The sequence below is a fragment of the Streptomyces sp. NPDC001480 genome (assembly GCF_042894725.1).
In the GTDB taxonomy this organism is placed as follows: Bacteria; Actinomycetota; Actinomycetes; order Streptomycetales; family Streptomycetaceae; genus Streptomyces.
Window position 1 is genome coordinate 43,533 of the sequence record NZ_JBIAVX010000032.1, and the last position, 14,830, is coordinate 58,362.

Below are 14,830 nucleotides of genomic sequence, written 5' to 3' on the forward strand. Positions count from 1 at the left end.
GGACGGTCAGTGGGCCGAGTCGCCGAGGGCCAGTTGGACGAGGTCGTCGACGTCCATCGCGTGGATCGACTCGCTGTCCTCCGCCTCTGCCTCGGCCGCCGCGGTGTTCACGACGGCTTCCTCCGGTCCCGACGGCCGATCCGGCTCGGCGAGGGCCAGCAGCGCTGCCAGCAGGCCGCTCTCCTTCAACCGGGTCAGCGGGATGGCCGACAACTTCTCGCGCAGCGCGGCCTCCTCACCGGTGTACGCCGGGCCGGCCGGGAAGAGTTCGGCGCAGAGGTGATCGGCAAGGTGTGCGGGGGTCGGGTAGTCGTAGACGAGCGTGGTGGGCAGGCGCAGACCGGTGTCCTGGTTGAGCTGGTCGCGCAGTTCGACGGCGGTCAGGGAGTCGAAGCCGATGTCGCGGAACGCCTGGGCGGGTGCCACGGTCTCACCGCCCGCACGTCCGAGGACCGAGGCCGCACGGTCGCGTACGAGGTCGCGCAGCGCCAGTTTGCGGTCGGCCTCGGAGAGCGGGGAGAGCTGGTTCAGCAGGGCCGTGCCACTGGCCGTTGACGCCGTGCCGTCCGTTCCGGCCGGGGGGTCCGGCGTGGTGTCCGCCGTGAGGTCCGCCGCCTCCGGGAGGCCGGACAGCAGCGGGCTGGGACGGCGGCTGGTGAAGGTGGGCAGGAACCTCTCCCAGTCGACGTCGGCCACCACCACCGTGCCGTCCCCGACATCCAGGGCACGGCCCAGCCCGGCCAGCGCCCGGTCCGGATCCATCACCCGCAGGCCCCGGCGACCCAGTTCGACGGCTCCTTCCTCCGTCACCATGCCGCCACGCCCCCACGGGCCCCAGGCGACCGCGGTTCCGGCGAGACCTCGGGCGCGGCGGCGTTCGACGAGGGCGTCGAGGTGGGCGTTGGCCGCCGCGTACGCCGCTTGACCGCCGCTGCCCCACACCCCGGCGATGGAGGAGAACACCACGAATGCCGACAGGTTCCTGTCTCCCAGAAGATCGTCCAGATGGGCCGCGCCGGCGGACTTCGCGCCCCATACGTCCGCGAGGTGCCGGTCGTCGATCTCGTCGAGCGGCGCGGCGTCGCCCAGGCCCGCCGCGTGGAACACCGCGTCGACCGGGTGCCGCCGCAGGAGCCCTTCGACCGCCGCGCGATCCGCCATGTCGCAAACCTCCACCGTGACCTGGGCGCCCAGGTCGCTCAGCTCCTGCGCCAGTTCGGCCGCGCCCGGCGCGTGCGGCCCGCGCCGGCTGGTGAGGACCAGGTCCCGCGCGCCCCGCCCGACCAGCCAGCGCGCGAGGCGCCCACCGAGGGCGCCCGTTCCACCGGTCACCAGGACCCGGCCTCGTGGGGTCCAGGGCGCGGCCGGGGCCGAGGCGGACGGGGCCTGGGACAGACGGCGGACGAGCAGTCCGGGCCCGCGCACGGCGACCTGGTCCTCGCCGGACAGGACAGCGGACGCGATCCCGGCGACACCGTCCCGGTCGACCGGGCCGGCCGGAAGGTCCACGAGACCGCCCCAGCGGTCGGGGTGTTCCAGCGCGGCGACACGTCCCAGGCCCCATACCGCGGCCTGGGACGGATCCGCCGGCCCCTCGGCCGACCCACCGGTCGACACGGCTTGCTGCGTCACCACCCACAGCGGAGCCGAGAGCCCCGCGTCACCCAGCGCCTGCACGAGCGCCGCCGTCGCGCCCGCGCCCCCGGTGGGCGCGAGGCACGACAGTACGCCCGCGACGAGCCCGCACTCACCGGCCTGCGTCAGGATCCGCCCCAGCGCGGCACGGTCCGTCGCCTCCGCGGGGCAGGTGAACCGGTCGATCCCCGGAACGAACTCCTCGATACCCGCCAGTTCGTCGTCGGAGGGCTGGAGCAGGATCCAGCGGCCCGGTACCGGCGCGGGAGGGGGCGGCACGGACATCGGCTCCCAGTCGACGCGGTAGCGCCAGCCGTCCACCCCTATCCGCTCGGCCACGCCCCGCGCGGGCTCGGGCCAGAACCGCTCGCGCTGGAAGGCGTACGTCGGCAGCTCGACCGGCCGCGCACCCGAACCCGCCAGCAGCGCCGGCCAGTCGACACTCACCCCGTGCACGAACGCCTTCGACAGCGCGGCCATCGCGGTGTCCGGCTCGGGACGGTCCTTGCGGAGGATCGACGTGAAGAGCAGCTCGCTGTCATCCGGGACGCAGGACTGGGCCAGGGCGGTGAGCGTGCCGTCCGGGCCGATCTCCACGAACCGCGTGACACCTTGCTCTTCGAGCGTGTGCACGCCGTCGGCGAACCGGACCGCTTCGCGGACATGGCGCACCCAGTACTCGGCCGACTCCAACTCACCGGCGTCCGCGACCTGTCCGGTCACGTTCGACACGACCGGGATGCGCGGTGCCGCGTAGGTCACGCTGTCCGCCACCGCACGGAACTCCGCCAGCATCGGCTCCATCAACGGCGAGTGGAAGGCGTGCGAGACACGCAGACGGGACGTACGACGGCCGGACGCGGACAGCTCCGCCGCAACCGCCGACACCGCCGCCTCGGCACCCGAGACCACCACCGACCGCGGCCCGTTCACCGCGGCAACCGACACCCCGTCCACCAGCAGCGGCACGACCTCCTCCTCGGAAGCCTCCACCGCGAACATCGCCCCGCCCGCAGGCAGTTCCTGCATCAGCCGGCCCCGCGCCACCACCAGACGGCACGCATCCTCCAGGGACAGCACCCCGGCCACATGCGCAGCCGCCACCTCACCAATGGAATGGCCGACGACGAAGTCCGGACGCACCCCCCAGGACTCCACCAGCCGGAACAACGCCACCTCCACCGCGAACAACGCCGGCTGCGTCCACCCCGTCCGGTTCAGCAACTCCGCATCCGCGCCGAACACCACCCCACGCAGGTCACCCTCCAGATGCGCGCACACCGCGTCGAAGGCTTCCGCGAACACCGGGAAGACGTCATACAACTCCCGCCCCATGCCAAGCCGTTGAGCGCCCTGTCCGGAGAAGAGGAAGGCCGCCTTGCCGTCGGTCACAGCTCCCTGGACCGCACCCGGCAGTCTCTCGCCACGGGCGACGGCCGAAAGTCCCGCGAGCAGTTCCTCCCGGGAGGTGCCACGGACCACCGCACGGTTCTCGAACGCCGACCGGGTCCCGGCAAGCGACAGCGCCACATCGGCGGGGTCCAGTTCCGGACGGGCCTGCACGTGCGCCCACAGCCGTTCCGCCTGGGCACGCAGTCCGTCCCGGCCTCGGCCTGAGACGACCCAGGGGGTGACGGGCAGCAGTCGGAACGCCTCGGGAGCGGCTTCCTCCGCCACCGGGTCCGGCGCCTCCTCCAGCACCACATGCGCGTTCGTACCGCTGAACCCGAAGGCGGAGACGCCCGCCCGGCGAGGACGCGACACCTCCGGCCACTCCACCGGCTCCGCCAGCAGACGTACCTCACCCGCCGACCAGTCCACGTGCGACGACGGCTCATCCACGTGCAGGGTGGCGGGCAGTACGCCGTGCCGCAGCGCCTCCACCATCTTGATCACACCCGCGACACCGGCGGCGGCCTGCGTGTGACCCAGGTTCGACTTCACCGAGCCGAGCCACAGCGGGCGGCCGGCGGGGCGGTCCTGCCCGTAGGTGGCGAGTAGTGCCTGCGCCTCGATCGGGTCGCCCAGCGTGGTCCCCGTGCCGTGCGCCTCCACCGCGTCCACATCCGCCGGCGACAGGCCGGCACTGGCCAGCGCCGCCCGGATCACCCGCTGCTGCGAAGGACCGTTCGGAGCCGTCAGACCGTTGGAGGCACCGTCCTGATTGACCGCCGAACCCCGCACCACCGCCAGCACCCGATGGCCGTTGGCCCGGGCGTCGGACAGCCGCTCCACCAGCAGCACCCCGACACCCTCGCCCCATCCCGTCCCGTCCGCACCCTCCGCGAACGCCTTGCACCGGCCGTCGACGGCCAGCCCGCGCTGACGGCTGAACTCGACGAAGGCGGCCGGGGTCGACATGACGGTGACTCCGCCGACGAGGGCCATCGAGCACTCCCCCGCGGTAAGCGCGCGGATCGCCCAGTGCAGGGCGACCAGGGAAGCCGAGCAGGCGGTGTCGACGGTGACCGCAGGGCCTTCCAGGCCCAGTACGTACGACACCCGGCCGGAGACGACGCTCGCGGCGTTGCCGGTGCCGAGGTAGCCCTCGGTGTCGGCGTCCGCCGTGCTCAGCACGTGCGCGTAGTCCTGGCCGTTGGTGCCGGTGAAGACGCCGGTACGAGTCCCGCGCAGGGAGCGGGGGTCGATGCCCGCCCGCTCCACCGCCTCCCACGACGTCTCCAGCAGCAGGCGCTGCTGCGGATCCATCGCCAGGGCCTCGCGGGGGGAGATGCCGAAGAACTCCGCGTCGAACGATCCGGCGTCGTGCAGGAAACCGCCGCGACTGGTGTACGTCGTGCCCCGGCGCCGGGATTCGGGGTCCGGGTCGTGGAGGGCGGCCAGGTCCCAGCCGCGGTCGGTGGGGAAATCGGTGATGCCGTCGCCGCCCTTGATGAGCAGGTCCCACAGCTGCTCGGGGTTCTGGATCCCGCCGGGGAAGCGGCAGCCCATCCCGATGATCGCCACCGGGTCGTCGGCGAGGTCCGCCGGGGTGCCGGGGGCCGGCTGTCCGGGCCGGGCCGACGCCGTCGCGGTGGGGGCGAGGCCTGCCAGGAGGGCGTCGGCGAGGGCAGCCGGGGTGGGATGGTCGAAGATCAGCGTCGCCGGCAGGGTGAGGCCGGTCGCGCGGGTGAGGGCGTTGCGGAGTTCCAGGGCGGTGAGGGAGTCGAAGCCCAGCTCCACGAAGGGGCGGTCGGACCCGATCGACGCGTCGCCGCTGTGGCCGAGGACGCCCGCGGCCGTCGTACGGACCAGGGCCTGGACCGCTGTCCGCCGCTGTTCCTCGGGCAGCGCGGTGAGGGCGTCGGCCGGGGATGCCAGGGCACTTCCCGTCGCGGCGCCGGCGGCCCGCCGCAGCGGTGCGACGCCGGCCAGGGAGCGCAGGACCGGGGGCAGTTCGGCAGCGTTCCGGCGCAGCGCCGGCAGGTCGACGCGCAGGGGCAGCGGTGTGCCGGTGGGGTGGGACAGGCAGCGGTCGAAGAGGGCCAGGGCTTCCTCGGTGGGCAGGGCGCCGATGCCGCTGCGGCCGATCCGGTCGCGCCGGTTGGGGTTGAGGGTGCCGGTCATGCCGCTGTCCTCGGCCCACAGGCCCCAGCCGACGGCGAGCGCGGGGCGGCCACGGTGGCGGAGGTGTGCGGCGAAGGCGTCGAGGAAGGAGTTGGCGGCCGAGTAGTTGCCCTGGCCGGGGCCGCCGAGGGTGGCGGCGGCCGAGGAGAACAGGACGAAGGCCGACAGGTCCAGGTCCCGGGTCAGTTCGTGGAGGTTGACCGCGGCGTCCACCTTGGGGCGCAGCACGGTGTGCAGGCGTTGCGGGGTGAGGGAGGTGACGACACCGTCGTCCAGTACACCGGCCGCGTGCACGACGGCGCCCAGCGGGTGGGCCGGCGGAACGGCCGCGAGCAGTGCGGCCAGGGCGTCCCGGTCGGCGGCGTCGCAGGCGGCCACGGTGACCTCGGCGCCCGCCTCGGTCAGTTCGGCGGCCAGTGCGCGGGTGCCGGGGGCGTCCGTGCCCCTGCGTCCGGCGAGGAGCAGGTGCCGGACCCCGTGCCGGGTCACCAGGTGGCGGGCGGTTGCGGCGCCGACGCTGCCGGTTCCTCCGGTCACCAGGACCGTGCGCTCGGGGTCGAAGGCCGGTGCGTGCCCGGGCGGTGCGGCGTCGGGGGCGTCGGGGGCGTCGGTCCTGGTGAGGCGGGGCAACAGGACCCGGCCGGCCCGGACACTGACGTCGGGCTCGTCGTGGCGGAGGGCCTCGGCGACGTCCTGCGGGGCGGGCTCGGCCGTGTCGGTGTCCATGAGCAGGAAGCGCCCCGGGTTCTCCGACTGGGCGGAGCGTACGAGTCCGCGTACGGCCGCGGCGGGCAGGTCGGTGACCGTCTCGCCGTCCGCCGCGGCGACCGCGCCGGAGGTGAGCAGCAGCAGGCGGGAACCGGCGAGGCGGTCGTCCGTCAGCCAGCACCGCAGCAGGGTGAGCGCTTCGCCGGTGGCCGCGTGGACGGCTTCGGCGGTCGGCGTGCGGTCGTCCAGGGGGGTACGGAAGGGCAGGGCGACGACCTCGGGCAGGGCGTCGTCCGCGGCGGCGAGGACGTCGTCGAGGCCGGCGTGGAGGGCGAGTCGGGGGGCGGTGGGCAGGAGAGGTGCCCCGGCGTCGGTCCATGTGAGACGGAAGAGGTCGTCGCTCTCCGCGAGCGTCGAGGCGGTCGGTAGGTCCTCCGGGGTGAGGGTGCTCGCGGTCAGCTCCCGGGCGCTGAGGACGGGTGCGCCGGCGGTGTCGAAGAGGTCGAGGCCGACGGCGCCGTTCCGGTGGGGACGGATACGGATGCGCACGGACTCCGCGGCTGTGGCGTGCAGGGTGAGGCCGGACCAGGACAGGGTGTGGGGGGCGGTACGGCCGGTCGCGCAGAGGGCCTGCAGGGCGCCCTCGACGAGAGCGGGGTGCAGGGCGAAGCGGCCGGCCTCGGCGCGCTGCGACTCGGGCAGGACGGCTTCGGCGTACATCTCGTCGCCGAGCCGCCAGGCGGCCGTCAGGGTGCGCAGGGCGGCACCGGGGACGGTGTCGCGGTCCTCGAGGGTGCGGTACAGCTCGTCGACGTCGAGGACGGCGGCACCTGCGGGCGGCCACGCGCCGAGTGCCTCGGGCGGGCCTGCGGTCGCGTCCTCCGGCTGTCGGACGAGGACGCCTCGCGCGTGCCGCTGCCAGGGGTGGTCCCCGCCGTCGTCGGCGGTGCCGGCCGGGTCGACGGGTCGGGAGTACGCGGTGAACGTCCACCGGCCCTCCTCGTCGGTCCCCTCGACCACGGTCTGGATCTCGGTCTCACCGGTCCCGGTGAGCGTGAGGGGCGGCGCCACGGTGAGTTCGGCCAGGTGCGGGCTGCCGAGCCGGGCACCGGCGTGCAGTGCCAGGTCGGTGAAGACCCCGGCGGGCACGAGCGGCACGCCGAAAGCGGTGTGGCCCGCGAGCCACGGCTGGGTCCGCCCTGAGACACGGCCGGTGGAGACGACGGACGTCGACCCCGCGAGCGCGACCGTGGCACCCAGCAGCGGGTGGCCCGTCGTCCTGACGGTGCCCTGGGCCACCGGGTCCAGCCAGTAGCGGCGGCGCTGGAAGGCGTAGGTGGGCAGGGCCACCGGCGGGTGGTCGCCGCCCTGGATGACGGCCGGCCAGTCGACGGCGGTACCACGCGTGTGCAGGGCGGCGAGCGCGCCGAGTGCCGTGACCGGCTCGTCGCGGTCCTTGCGGAGGATCGACGTGAAGAGCAGCTCGCTGTCATCAGTGACGCAGGACTGGGCCAGCGCGGTGAGCGTGCCGTCCGGGCCGATCTCCACGAACCGGGTCACGCCCTGCTCTTCCAGCGTGTGCACACCGTCGGCGAACCGGACCGCCTCCCGGACATGACGCACCCAGTACTCCGCCGACTCCAACTCACCCGGCGCCGCGAGCTGTCCGGTCACGTTCGAGACCACCGGGATGCGCGGCGCCGCGTAGGTCACGCTGTCCGCCACCGCACGGAAGTCGGCCAGCATCGGCTCCATCAGGGGGGAGTGGAAGGCGTGCGAGACACGGAGGCGGGACGTGCGACGGCCGGACGCGGACAGCTCCTCCGCGACCGCCGACGCCGCCGCCTCGGCACCCGAGACCACCACCGACCGCGGACCGTTCACCGCCGCGACCGACACCCCGTCCACCAGCAGCGGCACGACCTCCTCCTCGGAAGCCTCCACCGCGAACATCGCCCCACCGGCAGGCAGTTCCTGCATCAGCCGGCCCCGCGCCGCCACCAGACGGCACGCATCCTCCAGGGACAGCACCCCGGCCACATGCGCAGCCGCCACCTCACCAATGGAATGGCCGACGACGAAGTCCGGACGCACCCCCCAGGACTCCACCAGCCGGAACAACGCCACCTCAACGGCGAACAACGCCGGCTGCGTCCACGCCGTCCGGTTCAGCAACTCCGCATCCGTACCGAAGACCACCCCACGCAGCCCGCCGTCCAGATGCGCGCACACCGCGTCGAAGGCCTCCGCGAACACCGGGAAGGAGTTATACAACTCCCGCCCCATGCCAAGCCGTTGGGATCCCTGACCGGAGAACAGGAACGCGACCTTGCCCCTGTCCCGGCGGGCCCTGCCCACCGTCACCTCCGACATGGAATCACCACCGGCCAGAGCCTTCAGCCCACGGACCAGAGCATCATGGTCGCCACCCACGACAACGGCTCGATGCTCGAACACCGACCGCGCAGTCACCAACGCATGAGCCACAGCGCGGTCATCGCCCGCCGGACCACTCTCCAGACAGGCGAGCAACGCACCCGCCTGAGCCCGCAACGCCTCCGGACTCTGCGCGGACAGCAGCCATGGCACAACCGGCAGATCCACACCCGCACCCACACCCGCGGCCGGTTCCGCGGGCGGTTCCGCGGGCGGCGCCTGCTCCACGATCACATGCGCGTTCGTACCGCTGACACCGAAAGCGGACACGCCCGCCCGCCGCGGCCTGCCCGGATCCGCCCACTCCACCGACGACGTCAGCAGACGGACGTTGCCCTCCGTCCAGTCGACGGTGGTGGACGGCCGGTCGACGTGCAGGGTGCGGGGCAGCCGCCGGTGGTGGAGGGCCTGCACCATCTTGATGACGCCGCCGACGCCCGCGGCTGCCTGGGTGTGGCCGATGTTCGACTTGAGCGAGCCGAGCCAGAGCGGGCGGTCGGCGGGCCGGTCCTGGCCGTAGGTGGCGAGGAGGGCCTGGGCCTCGATCGGGTCGCCGAGTCGGGTGCCGGTGCCGTGTCCCTCGACGGCGTCGACGTCGCCCGGCTGGAGGCCGGCCGCGGCGAGCGCGGCGCGGATGACCCGCTGCTGGGCGGGGCCGTTGGGTGCGGTCAGGCCGCTGCTGGCGCCGTCCTGGTTGACGGCCGAGCCGCGGATGACGGCGAGGACCTCGTGTCCGGCGCGCCGGGCGTCGGAGAGGCGTTCCAGGAGGAGCATGCCGACGCCCTCGCCCCAGCCGGTGCCGTCGGCGGCGTCCGCGTAGGACTTGCAGCGGCCGTCGGCGGACAGTCCGCGCTGGCGGCTGAACTCCAGGAAGGTGACCGGGGTGGACATGACGGCGACGCCGCCGGCCAGCGCGAGGTCGCACTCGCCCGAGCGCAGCGCCTGCACGGCCAGGTGCAGCGCCACCAGCGAGGACGAGCACGCGGTGTCCACCGTGATGGCCGGTCCTTCGAGGCCGAAGGTGTAGGCGACGCGGCCGGAGGCGATGCTGGCCGCGCTGCCGTTGCCGATGTATCCGTCGAGTCCCTCGGGTGGTTCGGGGAACCGTGAGCCGTAGTCGTTGTACATGACGCCGGCGAAGACGCCGGTCGCCGTGCCGCGCAGGTCGGCGGGGCGCAGTCCGGCGCGCTCCATGGCCTCCCAGGCGACCTCGAGGAGCAGGCGCTGCTGGGGGTCGGTGGCGAGGGCCTCGCGCGGTGACATGCCGAAGAAGTCGGCGTCGAAGTCGACGGCGTCGTACAGGAAGCCGCCGTCGCGGGTGTAGCAGGTGCCGGGGCGGTCGGGGTCGGGGTCGTAGAGGGCGTCCACGTCCCAGCCGCGGTCCTCGGGGAAGCCCGCGATGCCGTCGGTGCCGGTGTCGACGAGCGACCAGAGGTCCTCCGGGGTGCGGACGCCGCCCGGGTAGCGGCAGCTCATGGAGACGATGGCGATGGGTTCCGTGGCCTTCGACTCGACCTGGCGCAGGCGGTTGCGGGTGCGCTGGAGGTCTGCGGTGACGCGCTTCAGGAATTCGCGGAGCTCGCGAAGGCTGTCGTCGCTCACGGAGGGGTTCCCTTCGACGGCGGGCCCATGGTCTCGCCGGTGGTGGCACGGGCGGAGGCGGCCTCGGACGGGTGCGGACGGCCGGGGCCGATTATGCGGACGGTCATGAGCCCCCCGGACCTGCCCTGACCGGCTCTAAGAGAACCCCTAGAGCGTCGGCCGGCCCCTAGGGCCCGGCCGGGAGGTCGAGGGCGCTGTCGGGGACGGCGGGCAGCAGGCCGAGTGCGGCGCTGCGGCCGAGGAGTTCGCGTACGGCGGCGTAGCCCTCGTCGCCGAGTTCGGCGGTGAAGGAGTTGACGTACAGCTCGATGTGCTGGTCGACGACGTCGGTGGCCATCTCCTGGGCGTGCTGGAGGACGTACGTCCTGGAGGCCTCGGGGTTGCGCCAGGCGTACCGGACGGAGGCGCGGACGGCGTCGGTGAGTTCGGTGAGGCGTCGGCCGCCGAGGCTGCGGCCGGCGATGATGGCGCCGAGCGGGACGGGCAGCCCGGTCTGCTTCTCCCACTCCTCGCCGAGGTCGGTGACGCGGTGCAGGCCGTAGTCGTGGTAGGTGAAGCGGGCCTCGTGGATGACGAGGCCGGCGTCGACGCGGCCGTCGCGGACGGCGGGCATGATCTCGTGGAAGGGCAGGACCACGATGTCGCCGACACCACCGGGGACGGCGCGGTCGGCCCACAGGCGGAACAGCAGGTACGCCGTGGAGCTGGTGCTGGGCACGGCGACGCGGGCGCCGGCGAGGGTGTCGGCCGGGCCGGCCGCCCGGCGCAGGACGAGCGGTCCGCAGCCGCGGCCGACGGCGCCGCCGCACGGCAGCAGGGCGTAGTCGTCGAGGACGTGGGGCAGGACGGCGTAGGAGACCTTCAGGACGTCCAGCTCGTTCCGTTCGGCGAGGCCGTTCGTGACGTCGATGTCGGCGAGCCGCACGTCGGTCGCGGGCGCGTCCGGGACCAGGCCGTGGGTCAGGGCGTGGAAGACGAACGTGTCGTTCGGGCACGGGGAGTGCGCCAGGGTCAGTCGTGCTGTCATGCCACCCGCCTCATTCTCTGCCGTGTTCTGTGCCGTGGGTGCCGGCGCCGGCGCGCCCCCCTCTCCAGGAAACCGTCAGTGGGTGTGGGGTTTTCCCCAGACTGCCCTCCGCGAGTATGAGGGTGCCTCACCCGACGCGGCCGGATCCCCCGCATGAACGAGTCACGTGCCATGCCGCGTGCTCACACTCACTACGTGTGCCGCCAGGCACTGACCGAGGAGGTTCCCCGGTAATGGACGCTGGGCTCAAGCGTGAGCTGGAGGAGAAGGTCCTCTCCGGCGAGCGGCTGTCCCGTGAGGACGGCCTCGCGTTGTACGAGTCGGACGAGCTGGCCTGGCTCGGCGCGCTCGCACACCATGTGCGCACCGTCAAGAACGGTGATGTGGTCCACTTCAACGTCAACCGTCACCTCAACATGACGAACGTGTGCACCGCTTCGTGTGCGTACTGCTCCTTCCAGCGCAAGCCGGGCGAGATGGACGCGTACACGATGCGCATCGAGGAGGCGGTCCGCCTCGCCAAGGCGATGGAGAGCGAGCACCTGTCGGAGCTGCACATCGTCAACGGCCTGCACCCGACGCTGCCTTGGCGCTACTACCCGCGGTCGCTGCGGGAGCTGAAGAAGGCGCTGCCGAACGTGTCGATCAAGGCGTTCACGGCGACCGAGATCCACCACTTCGAGACGATCTCCGGGCTGTCCGCGTCGGAGGTCCTGGACGAGCTGATCGACGCGGGGCTGGAGTCGCTGACCGGTGGCGGCGCGGAGATCTTCGACTGGGAGGTCCGGCAGCACATCGTCGACCACCGCACCCACTGGGAGGACTGGTCGCGGATCCACCGGCTGGCGCACGAGAAGGGGCTGAAGACCCCGTGCACCATGCTGTACGGGCACATCGAGGAGCCCCGTCACCGCGTCGACCACGTGCTGCGGCTGCGTGAACTGCAGGACGAGACCGGCGGGTTCCAGGTGTTCATCCCGCTGCGCTACCAGCACGACTTCGTGGACATGAAGGACGGCAAGGTGCGCAACAAGCTCCAGGCGCGCACCACCATGGCGACCGGTGCCGAGGCGCTCAAGACCTTCGCGGTCTCGCGTCTGCTCTTCGACAACGTTCCGCACGTGAAGGTGTTCTGGGTGATGCACGGTCTGCACACCGCGCAGCTCGCCCTCCAGCACGGTGCCGACGACATGGACGGCTCGGTCGTCGAGTACAAGATCACGCACGACGCCGACGACTTCGGCACCCCGAACAAGCTGACCCGCGAGGATCTGCTCGACCTGATCCGGGACGCGGGTTTCCGCCCTGCCGAGCGCAACACCCGTTACGAGATCATCCGCGAGTACGAGGGCCCGGACCCGGCCCGCCGCGACGAGCCGCAGCCGATGCGCGTCTGACTCCGCGGTCCGCGCAGCCGGGCCCGATGGGCCTTCCTCCGCTCCTCACTCCCGTGCACCGCGGTGCACGCCCCACGACAGAATCGGCAGGCAGGTGGACATGTCCCAGCAGACGAGCGAAGAGCAGGCCTTCGAGGTCTGGATCGACCATGAGCTGTGCACCGGCGACGGTATCTGCGCCCAGTACGCGCCCGAGGTGTTCGAGCTGGACGTGGACGGCATCGCCTATGTGAAGGACGAGGACGACGAGCTGCTCCAGGCGCCCCGCGCGACCACGCGGGTGCCCCTGGATCTGCTGCGGGACGTCGCCGACTCGGCCAAGGAGTGCCCCGGTGAGTGCATTCACGTGCGCCGCGTCGAAGACGCCGTCGAGGTCTGGGGGCCGGACGCGCAGAACGACTGATCCGATCCCGCCGAACCTTTGGAAGGACATCCGCGTCCCATGAGTTCACGTCCCGCGGACGATCTGTGGATCCGCAGTTTCCGCCCCGCTCCGGAAGCCGCCGAGCTTCTGGTGTGCTTCCCGCACGCGGGCGGCTCCGCCAGCTACTACCGGCCGGTCGCCGCGGGCCTGGGCCCCGGCGTCGACGTGGTCGCCGTGCAGTACCCGGGCCGGCAGGACCGGCGCCACGAGCCGGGGCTGACCTCGGTCGCCGAACTCGCCGACCGGGTCACCGAGGCGCTGGTGCCCTGGCAGGACCGGCCGTTGACGTTCTTCGGGCACAGCATGGGAGCGGTGGTGGCCTTCGAGGTCACCCGGCGCCTGGAGCGGGCCGGCACCGGCCCGGTGCGCCTGTTCGCCTCGGGGCGGCGGGCACCGTCCCGCACACGTGACGAGAAGGTGCACACCCTCGGCGACGACCGGCTGATCGCCGAGATCCGTTCGCTCAGCGGCACCGACGCCCGGTTCCTCGAGGACGAGGAGCTGCTGCGCATGGTGCTGCCCGCGATCCGCAACGACTACACGGCCGTCGAGACGTACCTGGCCGCGCCCACCGACACCGTGCGCTGCCCGGTCACGGTGCTGGTCGGCGACGACGATCCCAAGACCTCGCTGGAGGAGGCACGCGCCTGGGACGGGCACACGCTCGGCGGCAGCGAGCTGCGTGTCTTCCCCGGTGGGCACTTCTACCTCACCGACCGGGCGGCGGACGTCCTCGCCGTCCTCACCGAGCACTTCACCGCGTCGGTCTCCCGCGGGGCTTAGGGCCCGCTGTGGGCCGCAGGGCAGGGCCGCACCCGTTCGGCCCGTGTCCGGGTCCCGGCCGGCCGCCGGGGCGCTCCGCTTCCGGCGCGCCGCATCCCGTCACTCCTCGTTCCGTGCGCCGGGCATCCAGTCCGCCCCGTCGCCCTTCTCCGATCCGCTCCGGGAGCGTCCACAGATGACCGAACAACTCGTCGCAGAGCCTTCGCCGTTGCTGCGCGACAAGCGTCGCCGGCCCCGGGTCGGGCACATCGAGTTCCTCAACTGCCTGCCGCTGTTCTGGGGGCTCGCCCGTACCGGCAGCCTGCTCGACCTGGATCTGCGTACGGACAGCCCGGACGGCCTCAACGACGCGCTGGCCGCGGGCGATCTCGACATCGGGCCGATCAGCCTCGTCGAGTTCCTGCGCAACGCCGACGACCTGGTGGCCCTGCCCGACATCGCGGTGGGCAGTGACGGTGGCGTCATGTCCTGCCTGATCCTCAGCCAGGTACCGCTGGAGGAGCTGGACGGCGAGCGTGTCGCGCTCGGCTCGACGAGCCGGACCTCGGTGCGGCTGGCCCAGCTGCTGCTGGAGGAGCGGGTGGGCGTGCGGCCGGAGTACGTCGTACGCGCCCCCGACCTGGCCTCGATGATGACCGAGGCGCGCGCGGCGGTCATCATCGGCGACGTGGCGCTGCGCGCCGCGATGCACGACGCTCCCCGGCTCGGCCTGCAGGTCCACGACCTGGGCCGGATGTGGAAGGAGTGGACCGGACTGCCGTTCGTGTTCGCCGTGTTCGCCGCGCGCCGTGAGTTCCTCGCCCGCGAACCCGCTCTGGTCCGTCAGGTCCACGCCGACCTGCTGGCGTCCCGGGACCTGTCGCTGCGCGAGGTGGCCAAGGTGAGCGAACAGGCCGCCCAGTGGGAGGGGTTCGACGCCGAGATACTCCAGCGGTACTACACGTCGGCGCTCGACTTCAGCCTGGGTGCGCGGCAGCTCGCCGGTATCCGGGAGTTCGCCCGCCAGGTCGGCGGCGGGACCGCGGGTTTCCCGCCCGACGTGCGTATACGCCTGCTGGACACCTCGCGCGCCGGGTGACCTCCCGCCCCGCCCTCCGCACACCACCCCGAGCCCGGAAAGGCCGGCACCATGCCCCGACCCACCCCGTCCCCGTTCCAGTCCGTCCTCGACCGTGCCGCCGCCGGTGGGCGGATCACCCCCGAGGAGGCGCTCGCCCTCTACCGCGACGCCCCGCTGCACGCGCTGGGCGC

General features: G+C 72.9%; 5 protein-coding genes and 2 pseudogenes. 5 read left to right on the forward strand and 2 right to left on the reverse strand.

Features of this window, described 5'->3' with window-relative positions; genetic code table 11:
- Window positions 1-6 precede the first annotated feature (6 nt).
- Together ACFY01_RS43320 and ACFY01_RS43325 are read right to left on the reverse strand one after the other, a co-directional pair.
- Window positions 7-9,918 (reverse strand): annotated as a pseudogene (locus ACFY01_RS43320) (SDR family NAD(P)-dependent oxidoreductase); the annotation flags it as partial.
- A 196-nt stretch (window positions 9,919-10,114) separates the two neighbouring features.
- Window positions 10,115-10,975, reverse strand: coding sequence for a 1,4-dihydroxy-6-naphthoate synthase (locus ACFY01_RS43325; RefSeq protein WP_390741280.1), 861 nt, complete (start codon window positions 10,973-10,975; stop codon window positions 10,115-10,117).
- Between the two features lie 233 nt (window positions 10,976-11,208).
- Between ACFY01_RS43325 and mqnE the strand changes: the two genes are divergently transcribed.
- The 5 genes and pseudogenes from mqnE to ACFY01_RS43350 all read left to right on the forward strand — a co-directional run.
- Entirely contained in the window at window positions 11,209-12,372 is a 1,164-nt protein-coding gene (mqnE, locus tag ACFY01_RS43330) for an aminofutalosine synthase MqnE (RefSeq protein ID WP_390741281.1), read from the forward strand.
- A 100-nt stretch (window positions 12,373-12,472) separates the two neighbouring features.
- The gene (locus ACFY01_RS43335; protein ID WP_390741282.1) at window positions 12,473-12,775 is read left to right on the forward strand and encodes a ferredoxin; all 303 of its coding nucleotides are present in this window, start codon (window positions 12,473-12,475) and stop codon (window positions 12,773-12,775) included.
- 39 nt (window positions 12,776-12,814) lie between these two features.
- The gene (locus ACFY01_RS43340) at window positions 12,815-13,579 is read left to right on the forward strand and encodes a thioesterase II family protein (RefSeq protein WP_390741283.1); all 765 of its coding nucleotides are present in this window, start codon (window positions 12,815-12,817) and stop codon (window positions 13,577-13,579) included.
- 175 nt (window positions 13,580-13,754) lie between these two features.
- Window positions 13,755-14,657 carry a menaquinone biosynthetic enzyme MqnA/MqnD family protein gene (locus ACFY01_RS43345; RefSeq protein ID WP_390741284.1) on the forward strand — a complete coding sequence of 301 codons (903 nt, stop codon included), beginning with the start codon at window positions 13,755-13,757 and terminating at the stop codon, window positions 14,655-14,657.
- A 51-nt stretch (window positions 14,658-14,708) separates the two neighbouring features.
- Window positions 14,709-14,830, forward strand: a pseudogene (locus ACFY01_RS43350) (dehypoxanthine futalosine cyclase); the annotation flags it as partial.